Annotated in this window: 16 protein-coding genes and 2 pseudogenes; 10 read left to right on the top strand and 8 right to left on the bottom strand. The window is 65.8% G+C overall.

Features of this window, described 5'->3' with window-relative positions; all coding sequences use genetic code 11:
* Positions 1-121: 121 nt before the first annotated feature.
* The 4 genes from OKB81_RS13130 to slyA all read right to left on the bottom strand — a co-directional run bounded on the left by OKB81_RS13130 (position 122) and on the right by slyA (position 3,234).
* Complete coding sequence (locus tag OKB81_RS13130; protein WP_010673456.1) at positions 122-481, bottom strand: MliC family protein; 360 nt, start codon at positions 479-481, stop codon at positions 122-124.
* 183 nt (positions 482-664) lie between these two features.
* Positions 665-1,693, bottom strand: coding sequence for a DUF2955 domain-containing protein (locus OKB81_RS13125; RefSeq protein WP_010673457.1), 1,029 nt, complete (start codon positions 1,691-1,693; stop codon positions 665-667).
* 10 nt (positions 1,694-1,703) lie between these two features.
* Complete coding sequence (locus tag OKB81_RS13120) at positions 1,704-2,759, bottom strand: HlyD family secretion protein (protein ID WP_160838010.1); 1,056 nt, start codon at positions 2,757-2,759, stop codon at positions 1,704-1,706.
* A gap of 1 nt (position 2,760) precedes the next feature.
* Complete coding sequence (slyA, locus tag OKB81_RS13115) at positions 2,761-3,234, bottom strand: transcriptional regulator SlyA (RefSeq protein WP_010673459.1); 474 nt, start codon at positions 3,232-3,234, stop codon at positions 2,761-2,763.
* A 258-nt stretch (positions 3,235-3,492) separates the two neighbouring features.
* Between slyA and OKB81_RS13110 the strand changes: the two genes are divergently transcribed.
* Entirely contained in the window at positions 3,493-5,058 is a 1,566-nt protein-coding gene (locus OKB81_RS13110; protein ID WP_160838008.1) for an ATP-binding protein, read from the top strand.
* A 3-nt stretch (positions 5,059-5,061) separates the two neighbouring features.
* Positions 5,062-5,754 (top strand): response regulator, encoded by a 693-nt coding sequence (locus OKB81_RS13105; protein WP_039039279.1) that lies wholly within the window; start codon positions 5,062-5,064, stop codon positions 5,752-5,754.
* A 114-nt stretch (positions 5,755-5,868) separates the two neighbouring features.
* On the opposite strand, the gene OKB81_RS13100 is transcribed toward OKB81_RS13105, so the two are convergent.
* Positions 5,869-6,777: a LysR family transcriptional regulator gene (locus OKB81_RS13100; RefSeq protein ID WP_160838006.1), complete on the bottom strand. Its 909-nt coding sequence runs from the start codon at positions 6,775-6,777 to the stop codon at positions 5,869-5,871.
* A 99-nt stretch (positions 6,778-6,876) separates the two neighbouring features.
* On the opposite strand from OKB81_RS13100, the gene OKB81_RS13095 reads away from it, so the two are divergent.
* Complete coding sequence (locus OKB81_RS13095; protein WP_160838004.1) at positions 6,877-7,860, top strand: aldo/keto reductase; 984 nt, start codon at positions 6,877-6,879, stop codon at positions 7,858-7,860.
* Positions 7,857-8,261: a carboxymuconolactone decarboxylase family protein gene (locus OKB81_RS13090; protein WP_160838002.1), complete on the top strand. Its 405-nt coding sequence runs from the start codon at positions 7,857-7,859 to the stop codon at positions 8,259-8,261. Before OKB81_RS13095 ends, OKB81_RS13090 begins: the two co-directional genes overlap by 4 nt.
* A gap of 95 nt (positions 8,262-8,356) precedes the next feature.
* On the opposite strand, the gene OKB81_RS13085 is transcribed toward OKB81_RS13090, so the two are convergent.
* Positions 8,357-9,244 (bottom strand): DMT family transporter, encoded by an 888-nt coding sequence (locus OKB81_RS13085; RefSeq protein WP_010673465.1) that lies wholly within the window; start codon positions 9,242-9,244, stop codon positions 8,357-8,359.
* A 96-nt stretch (positions 9,245-9,340) separates the two neighbouring features.
* Here OKB81_RS13085 and OKB81_RS13080 point away from each other — a divergent pair, with 96 nt between their 5' ends.
* Positions 9,341-10,135, top strand: a complete 795-nt coding sequence (locus OKB81_RS13080) for an AraC family transcriptional regulator (RefSeq protein ID WP_160838000.1) — start codon at positions 9,341-9,343, stop codon at positions 10,133-10,135.
* Positions 10,136-10,186: 51 nt separating this feature from the next.
* On the opposite strand, the gene exaC is transcribed toward OKB81_RS13080, so the two are convergent.
* Positions 10,187-11,704, bottom strand: coding sequence for an acetaldehyde dehydrogenase ExaC (gene exaC / locus OKB81_RS13075; protein ID WP_139737338.1), 1,518 nt, complete (start codon positions 11,702-11,704; stop codon positions 10,187-10,189).
* 290 nt (positions 11,705-11,994) lie between these two features.
* Here exaC and OKB81_RS13070 point away from each other — a divergent pair.
* The 5 genes and pseudogenes from OKB81_RS13070 to phoR all read left to right on the top strand — a co-directional run bounded on the left by OKB81_RS13070 (position 11,995) and on the right by phoR (position 17,881).
* Positions 11,995-13,673 (top strand): annotated as a pseudogene (locus tag OKB81_RS13070) (sigma-54-dependent Fis family transcriptional regulator).
* 283 nt (positions 13,674-13,956) lie between these two features.
* Positions 13,957-15,243 carry a GGDEF domain-containing protein gene (locus tag OKB81_RS13065; protein ID WP_160837998.1) on the top strand — a complete coding sequence of 429 codons (1,287 nt, stop codon included), beginning with the start codon at positions 13,957-13,959 and terminating at the stop codon, positions 15,241-15,243.
* A gap of 68 nt (positions 15,244-15,311) precedes the next feature.
* Positions 15,312-15,721: pseudogene (locus OKB81_RS13060) on the top strand (VOC family protein).
* 102 nt (positions 15,722-15,823) lie between these two features.
* Positions 15,824-16,513: a phosphate regulon transcriptional regulator PhoB gene (phoB, locus tag OKB81_RS13055; protein WP_010673471.1), complete on the top strand. Its 690-nt coding sequence runs from the start codon at positions 15,824-15,826 to the stop codon at positions 16,511-16,513.
* Between the two features lie 72 nt (positions 16,514-16,585).
* Positions 16,586-17,881 carry a phosphate regulon sensor histidine kinase PhoR gene (gene phoR, locus OKB81_RS13050; RefSeq protein WP_010673472.1) on the top strand — a complete coding sequence of 432 codons (1,296 nt, stop codon included), beginning with the start codon at positions 16,586-16,588 and terminating at the stop codon, positions 17,879-17,881.
* Between the two features lie 60 nt (positions 17,882-17,941).
* Here phoR and OKB81_RS13045 read toward each other — a convergent pair.
* Positions 17,942-18,082: transposase (locus tag OKB81_RS13045; RefSeq protein ID WP_210537842.1), on the bottom strand; the 141-nt coding region annotated here is incomplete at its 5' end.

The following is an 18,082-nucleotide window of genomic DNA, read 5'->3' as shown; positions in this document are numbered from 1 at the left end:
CAGCCTTGCCCCCTCAACTCAAATCCAATTTATGAATAATCAGTCAAAAAAGTGCTTATCTGAACAGCATTGCGGCCAGGCCGGGGTGTTTCGTGTGTGCTGTGTGCCATGACGGCGCGGATCACTGCTCCTTGCAGTCGTTGTAGCGGCTCTGCCACTCCCCGGCGTCATCACGCATCTCGACGAACCCCTCCTTGCCCTTGTTCCACCAGACCACCTCGTGATCGTCGGTATAGCGGGCGCCGGAGGCGGAAACCGCCTGGGGCAGGGTGTAATCCTTGCCATCGGGGAGGGAGAGCTTGACGAAGTTCAGGCTCTCGTCCGAGAGGGAGAAGTAGCGAACCTGCACTTTCTGGTTCTGTTCACACAGATAGGTGACGGGATCGCCGCCGGTCACTCCCAGCTTGCCGCTGCCCAGATCGCAGCCGCCGAGCAGGGTGATGGCGCCCGCCCCCAGTAGAAAGAGCTTGGCGTGTTTCATGTTTGATCCTCACAACGGTGTCATATGGCCTTGAGCCTAACAGGATGAGGCACAACTGCAACCTCGTGGCGGGAGCCCTGCGTCGGGATGTGTCCGTCTCCCTCTGGTCCGTGGGGCAGGCAAAAAAACGCCCCGGCAGGCAAGCGGGGCGAAAGGGAGCCATCCAATGGCTGCAGAAAAGGGTCAGTGGCCGAACCGTGTCGCCTCGAAGCGATTGAGCAGCCGGTGGATGAGGTAGCAGGCGAGCAGGGTGACCACGATGGCAAAGAGGATGCTGCTCACCCGATAGAGGGCGCTGAACACCAGGTCGTTGCCCGGGGTCAGGTACTGGCCGAACAGGATGCCGAGGGTGGTGAGGGCACCGAAGCCGACTCCGGAGCCGCTCGCCTCCTTCACATGGGCATAGCTGAACAGCATGGCACCGAGCCAGAGCACCGGGGTCACCAGCAGCAGCAAGCCGGACCAGTCATAGAGCACCAGTTGCCCCAGGATGCCGAAACTCACCCCCAGCAGGGTGCCCATGGCCCGCTTGCGGGCATAGTCCAGGGCGCCGTTCCAGTGCATGGGGAAGAGCAGCAGCAGGGTGGTGGCCTGGGCGGACATGGAGTCGCGCAGATCGAAGATCTGGAACACCAGGAACGAGAGGGTCGCGATGGACGCCCCCAGCAGGGCTTCGTGGCGCATCCGGTGCGGCGCCTTGGGGGAGGGGGCCGGCCTGGGGCGCTCCTCCACATCCGGAATGAGGGCCGTCATCAGATAGGCGATGAGCACCGACAGGACGCTGGCCCAGAGGTTGCTGAAGATGAGGTCGTTCAGATCAATCCCGGGGTAGCTGGCAAAGTGCAGCATGATGCTGAGGCTGAGCACTCCGTTGGCACCGAACAGGAACAGGCTGCCCCGGGACATGGCGGCGAAACGGTAGAGGAAGAGCAAAAAGACCAGGGGGGTCATGAGCCCCGGGTGGCCGCCAAACAGGCCGCCGAGCAGTCCCACTTCCAGACCGCACATGGCGGCGGAGGCGATGAGCTGGCGGGCGGCGTGACCGTTCATCACCGGCACCAGGCCGAGCAGCAGCACCGGGGTGACGGTGAAGAAGACCCCGTTGCTCCAGCCGAAGATCTTGCACAGCACAAACCCCAGGGTACAGCCAAAGGCGATGCGCAGACACTGGCGCAGTTCGTTGGGGGTGAGGGGTCTGTGCCACAGGTTCATGGTCGTCATCTCAATAGATGTAGTGCAGCAGGCTGAGCAGACGGATCTGGCCGCGGGCCAGCAGCCCGGTCAGGGTGTTGTCCGGCAGCAGCTGCACCGTGGCGCGGGCCCCGGCCGGCAGGTGGGCGGGCAGTTGCTCCAGGGTCAGGTGCAGGCGCAGGCGCTGGGCATCGCGCACCCAGCGATCGGACTCGACGGGGTTCGCAAGCTGGCCGTTGGCGTCAAACTGGCCGGCGCTGACCCCGGCATCCAGGCTGGCGACGCGGGCAGGATAGAGGCGACCGGGCTTGCCGTCGAAGGCGACGAGGGCCTGACTGCCGGCGCTGACGTGGCGCAGGCTCTTCTCGCGAAAATCGGCGATCACGTCCACCTGCTCGGAGACCAGGGCCAGCAGGGGGGAGCCCGCATTGGCCACGCTGCCAGGCTTGAGCTGCAGGTTGGTGATGATGCCGTCCTGGCTCGCATGAACCCGGCTGTAGGCGAGGTTGAGCTCGGCCTGGGCGAGGCGGTTGCGGGCCTGGCGCAGCAGCAGGTTGTCTTCCCCTGGCAAGCCGCGGTTGACGCGGGCCTGCTCTACCCGGGCCTGGCTGCCGAGCAGGTTGGCACGGGCGGTGCGGGCGGCGCTGTCGGCGTCATCTTTCTGCTGTTCAGAGACCATGTGACGGCGGTAGAGGGCGTCGATGCGCGCCGCTTCCCGCTGTTTCTGGTCGGCCTGGGTGCGCAGCGAGCTGTACTCCGCTTCGTAGGCGGTCAGGGTCGCGTCCAGCTGGCGGTTCTGCTGCCTGGCCTGATCCAGGGCGAGCCTGGCCTGATCCACGGCGAGCTGGAAGGGTTCCGGGTCGAGGGCGAACAGCAGATCCCCCTGCTTGACGTGCTGGTTGTTGGCGACGGCGACTTCGACCACCTTGCCGCTGACCTGGGGGGCCATCCGGGTGACGACCCGGGTGGCCATGGCCTGGGGGGTCAGGGGCATCTTGATGTCGGCCAGCAGAAAGTAGCCAAACACCAGGACGAAGCAGACGATGGCCCACTTTATCCAGCGCTTGAATTGTTGATCCGGTGTCATCTTATTCTCTCTCTTCATGCTGTGCGGCTATCTTGCCAAGGGCGTTGGCGGAGATGCGGTGCACAATGTCTTCAAACTGGGCCAGCTCCTGCTGGCTGATGCCGGTGAGCAGCTCCCGGCGCACGGCGATGATGCGGCCCTCGATCTGATCGAGCAGCGCCTTGCCCGCCGGGGTCAGGGTGACGATGCGGGCCCGCTTGTCCTGGCTGCAGCAGTGGCGCTCGATCAGCCCCTGCTCCTCGAGCTGACCCAGGGTCCGCATCAGGGAGGGGAGCTCTATCTCCAGGGCCTCGGCCAGGGTCTTCTGGCTGAGGTGGCCGCCGAGGCGGCTGAGTTTCCACAGGGCGGTCCAGCGGGGATGGGTGAGCCCCAGAGGTGCCAGCTCGAGATCGGCCACGGTGCGCCAGAGCCGGTGCAATCGCCCCAGCTGCTCGGCGAGGGAGAGTTCTCGCAACATCTCCAGATCCTTTTTCATGACGGGCACCTCAATTACTTAGCTTGCGAAGCATTATATTTGTTTCGCAGGCTAAGTAAATAGTGTGATGCAGCTCACGTTCAGGTTTTTTGCCCGGGCCGTGGTGTTTAAGTTTTTATATGGCTTTGCGGGCCAGCTAACCGACAACGGCCGGAGGAGGCGTTAGAGTGGCCACCTTTGAGGTGCGCCAGGCTGGCCATTGACCCGGCCGGGGGACACCCTCACCCTGGGCTTCCCCGTCCGCTGCAAGGTTGAACGATGAAACTGCGCCACCAGCTAGTCACCCTCTCGCTTGGCTTGTCACTGCTGCTGATCCTGATCCTGGGCTGTCTGCTCGCCCTCTTCATGCGCCACCTGCTGGAGAACAACCTGAAGGAGAAGGGGAGCGATCTGGCCCGGGTGCTGGCGGCGGACAGCCGGGTGGTCCAGGCCCTGGAGAAGGGGAGCGATCCCGGGCTGCGGGATTATGTGCAGGGGATCTGCAGCCGCACCGATGCCGCCTACATGGTGGTGACCGACGAACATGCCAGGCGCCTGAGCCACCCCTCGCCCGAGCTGGTGGGCCAGACCTTCCGGGGGGAGGACATCTGGCCTGCACTCCAGTCGCGCGAGAGCTACTGTTCCCGGGACGTGGGCACCTTGGGCCCCGCCATCCGCTGCTTCGCTCCCGTGGTGGGGCCCGATGGCCAGGCCATCGGCGCGGTGGCGGTGGGTTATCTGATGCGCACCGTGGAGGGCACCTATCAGGAGCGGATCGCCCTGCTGGTCGGCGCCATCGCAGCGGTGCTGGGGTGCGGCCTGCTGCTGGCGCTCTGGGTGCAGCACCTGCTGCGCCGCACCCTGCTGGATCTGGAACCGGAGACCATTGCCAATCGCTTCGCCCAGCAGGATCTGGTGCTGGAGGGGATCTCGGAGGGGATAGTGGCCCTGGACAACCAGCACAGGATCACCATGCTCAACAGCGCCGCCTTCTATCAGTTGCGACTGCCCGGCACCGGGCGCCACGCCCTGCTGGGCCGCTCCCTGGCGGAGCTGGCCCCCGGCCTCGTGCCCACGTTGCAGCAAGGGGGAGCGGTCAGGTTCACCGTGCAGGGGGATGACTTCGTCGGCCACTGGCAGGAGCTCAGCGGTCGCGAGCCGGGGCGCATGCTCATCTTCAGCCGGCCAGACGGCACCGGCAGCCTGGGCATGCAGGTGACCCACCTGCGCCAGTACGGCGAGATGCTGCGCATCCAGACCCATGAATTCGCCAACAAGCTCAGCAGCCTCTCCGGTCTGCTCCAGCTCGGCCACGTGGATCAGGCGGTAGACCTCATCCAGCAGGAGAACGAAGCCTGCCAGAACATATTGCAGGATCTGCTGCGGGTCATCGAGAACAAGCCGGTGGCCGGGCTCATCCTCGGCAAGTTCAGCCGGGCGCGGGAGCTGGGGGTAGAGCTGGTGCTGGATGCGGGGTCGGCCCTCGGGGAGTATCCGGCCGAGGTGTCGGCGGATCTCATCACCTGCATCGGCAACCTGCTGGACAACGGCATTCGCGCCGCCTGGGGGAACCGCGAGCACGCCGCGCCCAGGGTGCTGCTCTCCCTCGATGATCTGGGGCGGCGGCTGGTGATCGAGGTGGAGGACAGTGGCGAGGGGGTGGACGAGGCGCTGGCGGATCACCTGTTCGACTACGGTGTCAGCCGCCAGACCGGGGATCACGGGGTCGGCCTCTTCCTGGTCAAGAAGACGGTGGCCAGGCGGGGGGGCGTGATAGAATGGCGCCGCACCGCCGAGCAGACGACCCTGTTCGGTATCTATTTGAATAAAAACCAATTGGTGTAAGTCATGAAGCCAATCTTCACGCTGATTATCGAGGATGACGAGCGGATAGGCGCCATGTTGGGGGAGCTGGTCTCCTCCACGGCCGGGTTCTCCCTGATGGGGCGGGCCGGCACCCTGGCCGAGGCGGATCGCCTGATGGCGGGGAGCGAGCCCCGCTTGCTGATGGTCGACATCTCCCTGCCCGATGGCTCGGGCCTGGAGTGGGTGAGCCGGCTGCGCAGCCACAACCGGGAGGTGATGGTGATGATGGTGACCGCCTCCTGCGACGTGGAGACCATACAGCAGGCCCTCAACCTGGGCGTGCAGGACTACGTCATCAAGCCGCTGCGGCTGTTTCGCATCCAGCAGAGCCTGGAGGAGATCCTGGTCCTGCATCGCCGCCTGTGCGAGCCGGGGGAGCTGGCCCAGAGCGACCTGGACCGCCTGATGGGCAAGGCGCGCAACCAGGGTCGGGAGGCGCGGGAGACCCCCAAGGGGATCGACGCCATCACCCTGCGACAGGTGCTGGATCTGCTGGCGGGGGAGCCGGACAACACCTTCTCCACCGACACCGTGGCCCTGCGCCTCTCCCTGAGTCGCACCACGGCCCGCCGCTACCTGGAGTTTCTGGAGTCAGAAGATCGGCTGGACGTGGAGCTCAACTACGGCCAGCGTGGCCGCCCGGAGCGGCGCTACCACTGGCGCCGGGAGTCGTGACCCCGCCGCGGGCACAACGCCGAAGAGGCCGCGCACACCATGCTGCGCAGGCCGCGCAGATAAAAGGGAGCCTTTGAGCTCCCTTTTGTTTTGCCCCGATGCGACCCGGCCCTTCTATCTGGGATCGCCCGAGAAGGGGTGCAGGGCGGTGCGGGCGCGCTCGAACAGGGCGATGAGGTGATCTGCCACGGCTCTCACCCGCCGGGAGTGGGCGAGATCGCTGTGGAGCACCAGCCAGATGGGCTGATCCACTCCGAGCTCCGGCAGCAGGCAGACCAGATCCGTCTGGCGGGCCAGGTAGTGGGGCAGCACCGCGAGCCCGAGGCCGGCTTTGGCGGCGGCGAGTTGGGCCGCCAGGGTGCTGGTCTCCACCCGGCAGGGGCGGCCGCGCAGCATGCGGGTCATCCATCTGGCGGCGGGCAGGTGGCTCTGGGTTTCGTTCCAGCCGATGAAGTCATCCTGATCGAAGCTGGCGGCATCCACCCCGGGGCTGCGGGCATCCAGGTAGGCGCCGGTCCCGTAGAGGCCAAAGCCCAGGGTGCCCAGGCGCCGCAGGGTGAGGTGGCCGGCATCGGGCTTGACCATGCGCACCGCGAGATCGGCATCGCGCCGGTGCAGGTTCACCGTCTGCACCCCGGTGACCAGCTCCACCCTCAGCTCGGGGTGCTGGGCAAAGAGCGTCGGCAGGGAGGGGATGATAAGGGGATTGGCCAGGTTCTCGGCGGTGGCGAGGCGCACGGTGCCGGCCACCTGTCCCTGCAACTGCCCCGCCTCGCCAAAGGCCAGCCCCGCATGTTCCAGCGCTTCGGCTCGCTCAAGCAGGGCCTCCCCGTCGTCGGTCAGGCGATAGCCCTGCTGGTGGCGGCTGAACAGGGGCAGGCCGAGGGCCGCCTCCAGCCTGTCCAGGCGCCGGGAGACGGTGGCCACCCCCATGCGAAGGGCGTGGGCGGCACCGCTCAGGGTGCCGCTGCGGGCGATGGCCAGGAAGATGCGGGCGTCGTCCCAGAGCAGGGGATCGTGCATAGTGTTTCCATAATCGGAAGATAGGTTGCCAGTTACCTCTATATCTCATTCATTTTCGGAAGACCATACTCCCCTGCAACTTGTCAGAGAGAAAATGCGATGCAACGACGAACACTGGGAGCCAACCTGCAGGTCTCTGCCCTGGGGCTGGGCTGCATGGGGATGAGCGAATTCTACGGGCCGCGGGACGATGAGACGTCCTTGCGGGTGCTGTCGGAGGCGGTGGAGCGGGGCATCGACCTGCTCGACACCGCCGACATGTACGGCCCCCACCACAACGAGGCGCTGATCGGGCGTTTTCTCGCGACCCGGCGGGGGCAGGTGAAGGTCGCCACCAAGTTTGGCATCGTGCGCCAGCACGGTGAGTACAGGCGTACCCTCGACAACAGTGCACGCTATGCGCGCCAGAGCTGCGAGGGCTCCCTGCGCCGCCTCGGCATCGAGCAGATCGATCTCTACTATGTGCACCGCCTCGATCCGGCCCATCCCGTCGAGGAGACCATGGCCGGGCTGGCGCAGCTGGTACAGGAGGGCAAGATAGCCCGCATCGGTCTGTGCGAGGTGAGCGAGGCCACCCTGAGGCGCGCCCATGCCGTGCACCCGGTGGCGGCGGTGCAGACCGAATACTCCCTCTGGACGCGGGAGGTGGAGGCGGCGGTGCTGCCCGCCTGCCGGGAGCTGGGGATTGGTCTGGTGGCCTACTCCCCCCTGGGGCGCGGGTTTCTGACCGGGCGTTACCAGCAGGAGGCGGTGTTCGAGGAGGGGGATTTTCGGGCCAGTCTGCCGCGGTTTCAGGGGGAGAACCTCGCCACCAACCGCACCCTGGTGCAGGCGGTCATGGCCCTGGCGCAGCAGAAGGGATGCTCGGCGGCGCAGATAGCCCTGGCCTGGCTGCTGGCGCAATGGGAGGGGATAGTGCCCATCCCCGGCACCCGGCGCCTGACCCACCTGGCGGGTAACCTCGGTGCGCTCTCGGTGCGCCTCTCCCCTGCAGAGCTCGGGGCCCTGGGACAGGCCATCCGGACCCTGCCGGTGGCGGGGGAGCGCTATACCGCCGAGGGGATGAAGGGGGTGAACGCATGAGCGGCTCGCACACGGATCGCCGTGAACGGGCGTTCGCGCTGCTGGCCCGGCTCGATCCCCTGGCGCCCACGCGGGTCGCCGCCAGCCTGGATGCCTTGTCACCCGAGCTTGCCGAGCTGGTGCTGGGGTTTGCCTTTGCCGATGTGCTCGCCCGTCCCGGCATCGATCTCTGCACCCGCGAGATGCTCACGGTGGCGACCCTGATGGGGATGGGTACGGCGCCCGGACAGCTCGAGTTCCATATCCGGGCCGCCCTCAATGTGGGGGTCAGCCGGGAGACCATCATCGAGATCCTGCTCCAGGTCGCCGTCTATGCCGGAGTGCCCGCCTGCATGAATGGCATCAGTGCGGCCCGCAGCGCCTTCGCCGCCCATGACAAGGGGCGGGGGGGCAGTGATTAAGGAGGAGACGCCACCCTGGCGAAAAGGTCAGGTGTGCCCTGACGAGGGCAGCAAGAAGGGAGCCGAGGCTCCCTTCTTTCATGGTGCTGGCCGGCTCAAGCCCCTTCTGGCAGAGGACGGCGTACCCTCGGCTTGAGCTGGGAGAGCATGACCCCGGTCAGGATGAGGCCGCCCCCCAGCAGGTGATAGCCGTGGATGGGCTCCCCCAGGGTGATGACGGCGATGAGGGCCGTGCACAGGGGCATCAGGTTCATGAAGACCGAGGTGCGCTCCGCCCCCAGGGTGGCGAGGCCGCGCATCCAGCAGTAGGCGGCGAAGATGGAGGAGGCGAGGCCGGCGAACAGCACCATGCTCCAGCCCTGGGCGGGAATGGCCAGGGAGTCGGCAGAGAGGGCCACCGGGATGAGCAGCAGCACCGCCAGCAGGATCTGCAGGTAGAGGTTGAGCCAGGGGCCGAACGGCAGTTGCCAGCGGCGGATCAGCAGGCCATAGAGGGCATAGCTGGCCGCCCCCAGCAGCATCATGCCGTCGCCGGGGTTGATGCCGCTGTGCAGCAGTGCCAGGGGATTGCCCTGACCCAGCAGCCAGAGCACCCCGAACAGGGAGAGGCTCATGCCGAGCAGCGCCTGCTTGCCCGGCTTCTGGCCAAAGCAGCAGGCCCCGATGAGCAGGGTGAGCAGGGGCAGCAGGGAGCCGATGACCCCCATGTTGGTGGCCGAGGTGCTGTGGGCGGCGTAGTAGGCGAGGCACTGGTAGAGCACCATGCCGAGCAGGGAGAGCACCAGCAGCTTGCCGAGCCAGGGGCGGATGTCGGCCCGGCGGCGCCAGAGCTGCGGCAGGCAGAAGGGGGAGAGCGCGAGGGCGGCGATCACCCAGCGATAGAAGGAGATGGCAGCGGGATCCAGCACGCCGGCGGCGGCCTTGGAGACCACGGTATTGGCGGCCCAGATCAGGATGGCGAGCAGGGGGAAGAGAAAAGGCATAGGCACTCCTTGGTACGATGGGGAGAGTCTAGCCTTGTCTTGAACGAGGTAAGTAGCGTAAATAAGACATGTCATAACCGCTTTGGGACAATCTGCATGGGCACCCTCACCCTGGCCGAGCAGGATCGCCTGCTGGCCGACCCCAACCCCCTCTACTTTCGCTACAGCCAGATCCAGGGGGGCAACGCCTGCGCCGAGCACGCCCACCCCTGGGGTCAGCTCAGCCTCATCAGCCTGGGGGTCATGGTGGTTGAGGTGGGGGGAGAGCGGCTGGTGGCGCCTCCGGACTACCTCATCTGGGTGCCGGCGGACCTGCCCCACACCGCCTTCAACGAGCAGACCCTGGATTACACCTCCATCTACGTGAGCCACGCCCTGGCCCCACGTCTGCCACGGGAACCCCAGCTGCTGGCCCTCACCCCCTTGCTGCGGGCCCTGCTGGAGGACTTCACCCAGCGCCGGGTCGGGCACATGGAGGATGAGTGGGATGCCCGCCAGGGTGAACTCTTCATCGAGAAGCTGGCCCGCACCCGTTGCCAGCCGAGCTACCTGCCCCAGAGCCGGGATCGCCTGCTGGCCCCCTTGCTGGCGGCATTGCAGGCGGCGCCGGAGGACAACCGCACGCTGGTGGAGTGGGCCAGGGCGCTGCACACCACGGAGCGCACCCTGGCGCGGCGCTGCCAGAAGGAGCTTGGCATGAACCTGGGCCAGTGGCGCACTCGGCTGCGGCTGGTGAAGGCGCTGGACTGGTTGCGGGGCGAGATGCCGGTGCAGGAGATCGCCTGGCGCCTCGGTTACGCCTCCACCTCGGCTTTCATCGCCATGTTCCAGCGCGAACAGGGCTGCGCCCCCCAGCGCTATCGCCAGCAACTGGGCCAACCCGTGGCCTGAACCGCATGAAAAAGGGCGCCCGCAGGCGCCCTTGTGGATCACGGGATGGGCTTAGAAGAAGCCGAGGGGGTTGATGTCGTGGCTCACCAGCAGGTTCTTGGTGTTCTGGTAGTGGTCCAGCATCATCTTGTGGGTCTCGCGACCGATCCCCGACTTCTTGTAGCCGCCAAAGGCCGCATGGGCCGGGTAGGCGTGGTAGCAGTTGACCCAGACCCGGCCGGCCTGGATGCCACGCCCCATGCGCCAGGCCAGGTTGCTGTCCCGGGTCCACAGGCCGGCCCCCAGCCCGTACTGGGTGTCGTTGGCAATGGCCAGGGCATCCGCCTCGTCCTTGAAGGTGGTGACCCCGAGCGCCGGCCCGAAGATCTCCTCCTGGAACACCCGCATCTTGTTCTGGCCTGAGAAGATGGTGGGCTGGATGTAGAAGCCCCCCTCCAGCCCGCTCACCTTGGCCGGGCCGCCGCCCAGCAGCATCTTGGCCCCTTCGCCGCGGCCGATCTCCATGTAGCTCAGGATCTTGTCGAACTGCTCGCGGGACGCCTGGGCCCCCACCTGGGTCGTGGTGTCGAGGGGGTTGCCCTGCACTATGGTGCGGGCGCGGGCCAGCACCTTGTCCATGAAGTCGTCATAGATGCTGGCCTGCACCAGGGCGCGGGAGGGGCAGGTACACACCTCCCCCTGGTTGAAGAAGGTCATCAGCATCCCTTCCACCGCCTTGTCGATGTAGCTGCTCTCGTGCTGCATCACGTCGGCGAAGTAGATGTTGGGGGACTTGCCACCGAGCTCCACGGTGGAGGGGATCAGCTTGTCGGCGGCGCAGCGCAGGATATGGGCGCCCACCTCGGTGGAGCCGGTAAACGCCAGCTTCTGGATCCGGTTGCTGGTGGCGAGCGCCTGGCCTGCCTCGGCGCCGAAGCCGTTGACCACGTTGACCACGCCGGGGGGCAGGATGTCCTTGATGAGATCCATCATCAGCATGATGGTGACCGGGGTCTGCTCGGCGGGCTTGAGCACGCTGCAGCAGCCGGCCGCCAGTACCGGGGCCAGCTTCCAGGCGGCCATCAGCAGGGGGAAGTTCCACGGGATGATCTGGCCGACCACGCCGATGGGCTCCTTGAAGTGGTAGCTGACGGTGTTCTGGTCCAGCTCGGCGGCGGAGCCCTCCTGGGCGCGGATGCAGCCGGCGAAGTAGCGGAAGTGATCCACCACCAGGGGCAGGTCGGCGGCCAGGGTCTCGCGCACCGCCTTGCCGTTCTCCCAGGTCTCGGCGACGGCGAGCACTTCAATGTTCTGTTCGATGCGATCGGCGATGCGCAGCAGCAGGTTGCTGCGCTCGGTGACGCTGGTCTTGCTCCAGCTGGCGAACGCCTTGTGGGCCGCGTCCAGGGCGAGCTCGATGTCGGCGGCGTCGGAGCGGGCCACCTCGCAGAACACCCGGCCATCCACCGGCGAGATGTTCTCGAAATAGCGGCCGGCGCGCGGCGCCACCCAGTCGCCACCGATGAAGTTGTCATAACGGGATTTGAAGCTGACCAGGGCACCTGCCTGACCGGGAGCGGTATAAATCATCTCATCATCCTTATGTGTGTGTGGTCCTGACCGGCCTGGCGGGCAGTCCGGTTGCTTCCTGTCATCGCAAGGGGCGTGCCAGCGGGTGGCGCTCTACATAAAAAGGTTGCAAAAACGTTATCAAACGGGGTGCCAAGGGGTATCTTGGTTAACCAGTGCCCCCCAGGACGGCCCCCAAACTGTGCCGTTTCGGAACATCGGGTGTGACACTGTGCCGTTTGTGAACAGGAGACGTGATGAAGGCGCTCCCCCAAGGCGGCCCTATTCGCGAGTGTGTAGAAGGAGGTGTGATGAGCGAGTTGCCTCAATCCGGTGCCAGCCCAATCCAGCGCTCCTGGGAGCGCTGCCTGCATCAGGGGCTGAGCCGCCAGCAGAGCGCCGAGCTGGACTTGCTGCCCCAGGGGGAGCTGTCGGCTCGCCAGGAGCAGCACAGGACGCTCATCGCCTGCTTCCAGCGCTTCGTGCTGCCGCTCTTTGGCCAGTTGCTGGCGGGGAGACCCTGTCGTCTGCTGTTGTGTGACGGCGAGGGGGCTATCCTCGCGGTGAGCGGAGACGACCGGTTTGCTCGCCATGCCGAGCGCATTTTTTTGCGCAGCGGCGCCCGCTGGGGGGAGGCGAGCAAGGGCACCAACGCCATCGGCACCGCGCTGGCCGAGCAGAGCGAGGTGCAGGTGCTGGGGGCGCAGCACTTCTTCGCCCAGCACAGCTTTCTCAGTTGCAGCGCCTGCCCCCTGCTCGGGCCGGACGGGCAACTGCTCGGCGTGCTCGACATCTCCACCGATGCGGCCCACCACGGCGGCGACATGCTGGGCACCGTGCGCCTCCTGGCCATGACCCTGGAAAACGCCCTGCTGGCCCGCCAGCCGGGCTGGCTGGTGGATCTCGATCCCCAGAGTCTCTGGTCTGCCCGCCTGCTGCTGGGGGAAGGGGGCGAGCTGCTCGGGGCCAACCGGGCCGGTCGGCTCTGGCTCGGCCAGCACCCCTTCGACGGTCAGCAGTTGCTGCGCGAGCGCCGCGGCCTGCGGCTGGTGCCGGAGGCGGGGGAGCGCGCCGCCAGGCTCCCCCTGCCGAGCGCGGTTGAGGAGGGGGGATCGCAGGCGCAGCAGGTGCCGCTCAAGATGCTGGAGCGGGGCATCTCATTGCTCATCGAGGGGGAGACCGGCAGCGGCAAGGAGCACCTGGTGCGCACCCTGCACGCCAGCTCGAGCCGTCGGGAGCGGCCTCTGGTGTGCGTCAACTGCGGCGCCTTGCCGGCGGAGCTGGTGGAGGCCGAGCTGTTCGGCTATGTGGGGGGGGGGCCTTCAGCGGTGCCCGCAGCCAGGGCAGCCAGGGCTATCTGCGCGCCGCCCACGGCGGCATCCTGATGCTGGATGAAATTGGCGAGCTGCCGCTCCAGGCCCAGACCCGGCTGCTGCGGGTGTTGCAGGAGCGCGTCGTCACCCCGGTGGGCAGCCACAGACCCGAGGCGGTGGATTTCTGGCTGGTCAGCGCCAGCCATCGGGATCTGGCGGCCATGGTGGCGGCCGGCACCTTTCGCGAAGATCTCTACTACCGCATCTGCGGCTGGCGCCAGCAACTGGCACCCCTGCGGGCCTGGTCGGTGCCCGAGCGTCAGGGGCTGATCCTGAACCTGCTCGCCCAGATGGACCCGGCGCTACAGCTGAGCCGGGAGGCGGAGCAGCGGTTGCTGGCCCACCCTCTGCCCGGCAACGTACGCCAGCTCAAACAGGCGCTGGAGGTGGCCTGTGTGCTGGCAGAGGGGCAGGGCTGGATTGAACCTGCCCATCTGCATCTGCCCGCCGTGGCGGGGGGAACGAGCTCACCTTTGGGAGGGAGTACCCTGCGCGAACAGAGCCGGCAGCGGGTGCAGCAGACCCTGGCAGAGTGCGGCGGCAACGTGAGCGAGGCGGCGCGCCGTCTTGGCATCAGTCGCACTACCCTCTATCGGGCACTGCGGGAGGAGGGGTGAAGGGTGTCGCGCCATCCAGCGCTTGTGTAGACTGCGAAGGCAAGGACGTTTTTTCGTTATGTTTCCATCGCAGGGAGTGCGCAATGATCCATCTTACGACCGACGAGGCCCCCCGCCTCTCTCCCGGCTGCTGGCCGATGCCGCTTGCGCCCCATGGGGCCCGTGCCGGTTAGTCGGCACCCGTCTGCGCCCGGTGCGGCGCGTGTAATAACCTTGGATCTGGATCAGCGCGGTCCGGCGTTTCAAGGTGTAGGGTAAAAGCCCTTTTTCAGGTGTGATGCCGATGATCCCTTCCTATTCCCGCATGACGACGCTGTTGTTCTGGTGCCTGCTGGCGGCGAGCCTGCTGGCCATGGTGTTATTCGAATTCGGACCCGAGCGGCGGCTCGACATCCTGAGCCAGGCCGGTTTGTCCGTGCGTGCCCAGGATGACAGGGCCCACAAGGGCTCCTCCGTCGCCACCCTGAGTCAGGGGGGCGACAGACCCGCCATCCAGTGCACCCTGCGAAGCCAATATGCCTATCCTTTCTGCGAGCTGGTTCTGACCCTGACCAACCCCGAGCGGGGGCTGGATCTTTCCGGCTTCACCGGGGTGCGGGTGAGGCTGGATGTAGAAGGGCAGGGGGTACAGGCCTGGCGCCTTTATCTGCGCAACTACGATCCCGTCTACTCGACGCGGGAAGACGAGAGTTCCCACAAGTTCAACGAAGTGCTCTTCACCGCTAGGGATTTTGGTCGTGAGCAGGATGTCCCCCTGAATGTCTTTGCCCCCAGCTCCTGGTGGGTGCAGCAGTACGACATTCCGCTGGTCCAGCAGGGGCCGGATCTGCACCATGTCTACGCCATCGAGATCGCCTCCGATGACAAGATGTTGCCGGGGGAGTACCGGTTGCGGCTCGAGCGGCTGGAGTTCTATGGCCGCTGGTGCAAGCCGGGGGACTTCTATCGCTACCTGCTGCTGGGGTGGCTTGTCTACGGCGTGCTGCTCTTCCTGGTCCAGAATCTGATGTTTGGCGATCGGCTGCGCAAGGCCAGGGAGGCGCGCCTCGCGGCTGAAGCCCTGAGTGCGAGCCTGTGCGAGCAGAACCGGCGCACCGAGGAGGAGGCCCGCTACGATCCCCTGACCGGGGCCCTCAACCGGCTCGGCGGCGAAAAGCTGCTCGGGGAGCTCGGCGAGATGCCGCTCTCTTTCATCTATATCGGCATCGATCACTTCAAGGGGGTCAACGACGGTCACGGCCACCCGGTGGGGGACGAGGTGCTCAAGCACATGGTGAGCGAGCTGCTGCGCCATTGCGACAGCCTGTGCCGACTGGTGCGCTGGGGCGGGGAGGAGTTCGTGCTGGTCTGTCTCCATTACGACGAGGGACGGGCCGCCGCCCTGGCGGAGCGGCTGAGAGGGGCGCTGGAGGGGTACAGGCACTGGCCGCTGGGGCTCGGGATCACCGCCTCCTTCGGGGTGGCCGAGCGGCGCAAGGATAGCCTGGAGCAGGCGCTCAAGCGGGCCGACGAGGCGCTCTATCAGGCCAAGCAGAATGGTCGCAACCGGGTGGAGGTGGCGCCCGACTGAACCGGCGCTGGAGCCCATGGCCGGGCGGGGCTATCATGCGCCCCATCATCCATCCGAGGAGAGATGCCATGGCACAACACATTGGCGCCCTGACGCTGCTGGTGGCGGATTACGACGAGGCCATCACCTTCTTCACCCGGGGAATGGGCTTCGAGCTATTGGAAGACACCCCCTCGACGAGCCGGGCAAACCGGGCAAACGCTGGGTGCGGGTCGCTCCCAAGGGGGCTCCCGGTTCCGCACTGCTGCTGGCCCGCGTGGCCAACGAGGAGCAGCGCGCCGCCATCGGTCGCCAGGGGGGCGGTCGGGTCTTCCTGTTCCTCGAGACAGACGACTTCTGGGGCGATTACGAGCGGATGCTGGCCTATGGCGTTCATTTTTGTGAACAGCCGCGCCTCGAACCCTACGGCACCGTGGTGGTGTTCGAGGACATCAGTGGCAATCGCTGGGACCTGCTGCAACTCGCTGCTGCCAACTGAATCTGAAAACGTTTATCATCCCGCCCGTCATAAAGTCATAAAAGTGTCACAGAAAGTTCTAATAATTGGCGCACCCATCTTCACAGAGGAGAGAGAAGGGATATGGCTAAGCGAATTCTGGTGGTCGAGGACGAGGCACCGATCCGCGAAATGCTCTGCTTCGTGCTTGAGCAGAAGGGATATGAAACAGTAGAAGCAGAAGATTACGCCGATGGACTGGCAAAGGTGCGCGAACCCTACCCCGAACTCATCGTGCTGGACTGGATGATGCCAGGTGGCAGTGGTATCCAGTTCCTCAAGCAGCTCAAGCAGGATGAGATGACTCGCCAGATCCCGGTGGTGATGCTGACCGCCCGGGGCGAGGAAGAGGACAAGGTGCGCGGGCTCGAGGCCGGTGCCGACGACTACATCACCAAGCCCTTCTCCCCCAAGGAGCTCACCGCCCGCCTGCACGCCGTGATGCGCCGCGTCTCTCCCACCTCGGTGGACGAGGTGATCGAGGTGCAGGGGCTAAAGCTGGATCCCGTTTCCCACCGGGTCAGTGCCGAGGAGAAGGCCCTCGACATGGGGCCGACCGAATTCAAGCTGCTGCACTTCTTCATGACCCACCCCGAGCGGGTCTACAGCCGCGAACAGTTGCTCAACAACGTCTGGGGTACCAACGTGTATGTCGAGGACAGGACGGTGGACGTGCACATTCGCCGCCTGCGCAAGGCCATCGAAGAGACGGGGCACGACAGATTGATCCAGACGGTGCGCGGGGCCGGCTACCGCTTCTCGACCCGTCTCTAGGTCAGGGCCAGTGCCGCCAGCGCATGCCGGCGGGCATTGGACCCGGCTCTTTGCTGTCTCTAGGAGATCTTAATGTTGCAACCTTACGCCTGGCGGCGACAGTTGTGGCGAATGGCGTTCTTCTACAGCCCCTTCGTCTTGGTAGGTTGGTTAATCGATCATCTCGTTCTTTGCCTGCTGGTGGCCACTGTGGTGCACCTGGTCTGGCACTACCGCTTCCAGAAGCGGCTGTCGGACTGGCTGTGGCACGATCGCAGCCTGGTGCCGCCCCACGGCAGCGGCAGCTGGGAGCACATCTTCAACGGCATCTACAAGTTGCAGCAGCGTCACCGGGCCCGGCGCCGGGAGCTGGCGGGCCTCATCCGCCGTTTTCGGGAAGGGGCGGAGGCGCTGCCCGATGCGGCCGTGGTGTTTCGCACCGACGGCAGCATCCTCTGGTGCAACCGGTTGGCGGAGCAACTGCTCGGCTTTCGCTGGCCCGAGGATGCCGGCCAGCACATCGGCAACCTGATCCGTCACCCCGCCTTCGTCGCCTATCTGGGCAAGGGGCAGTATGACGAGCCGTTCGAGATGCACTCCCCCATCAACGAGGAGAAGTTCCTCGAATTTCGCATCATGCCCTATGCGGAGGACCAGGCCATGCTGGTGGTGCGGGACGTGACCCGGCTGCGCAGCCTGGAGAAGACGCGCAAGCACTTCGTCTCCAACGTCTCTCACGAGCTGCGCACCCCCCTCACCGTGCTCAAGGGGTATCTGGAGATGACCGAGGAGCCGCCGCCCCCCGCCATGTGGGCCAAGGCGCACAAGGTGATGATGGAGCAGACGATCCGCATGGACAATCTGGTCAACCAGCTGCTCACCCTGTCGCGCATCGAGGCGGCGCCTACCGTGGATCTCTCCCATCTGGTGGACATGCCCGCCATGCTGGGGCTGCTGGAGCAGGAAGCACGGGCGCTCTCCGGCGAGCGGGCCCACGAAATCGTCTTCATGGTTCAGCCCAATCTGCTGGTGCGCGGGGATCAGGATCAGCTGCGCAGCGCCGTCTCCAACCTGGTCTACAACGCCATCCACTACACCCCGGCGGGGCGCAAGATCACCGTGGAGTGGCGCAAGCAGGGGAGCATGGCGCTGTTTGCGGTGCAGGATGAGGGGGAGGGGATCCCCCCCGAGCATCTGGCGCGGCTTACCGAGCGGTTCTATCGGGTCGACAAGGCCCGCTCGCGCCACACCGGAGGGTCCGGGCTCGGCCTTGCCATCGTCAAGCATGCCCTGAGTCATCACGATGCCCATCTCGATATCGAGAGCCGGGTCGGTGCGGGCAGCCGCTTCAGCTTTCTCATTCCCGCCCGCATGGTGCTGGTGAAATAATATTTTGTGTCAATGTGTTAGCAACGAGAGAAGGGCTGCATGGCAGCCCTTTTTTCAGGTTCATCGCGGCTTTCCGGGGAAGGCCGCCTTGATTTTCAGAAAAAAGTATTCTGAGTCCCTAAATCCATATGCCATGCGCTTTATCACTTTGATCTTGTTGTTCACCCCTTCCAGCACACTCGTGTGCATCGGGTAGTTTGC

Source organism: Aeromonas sp. QDB56 (genome assembly GCF_027705505.1).
GTDB classification, from domain to species: domain Bacteria; phylum Pseudomonadota; class Gammaproteobacteria; order Enterobacterales; family Aeromonadaceae; genus Aeromonas; species Aeromonas caviae.
The sequence above is the reverse complement of the archived record's forward strand: the minus strand, read 5'-3'. Positions and strand labels throughout refer to the sequence as shown.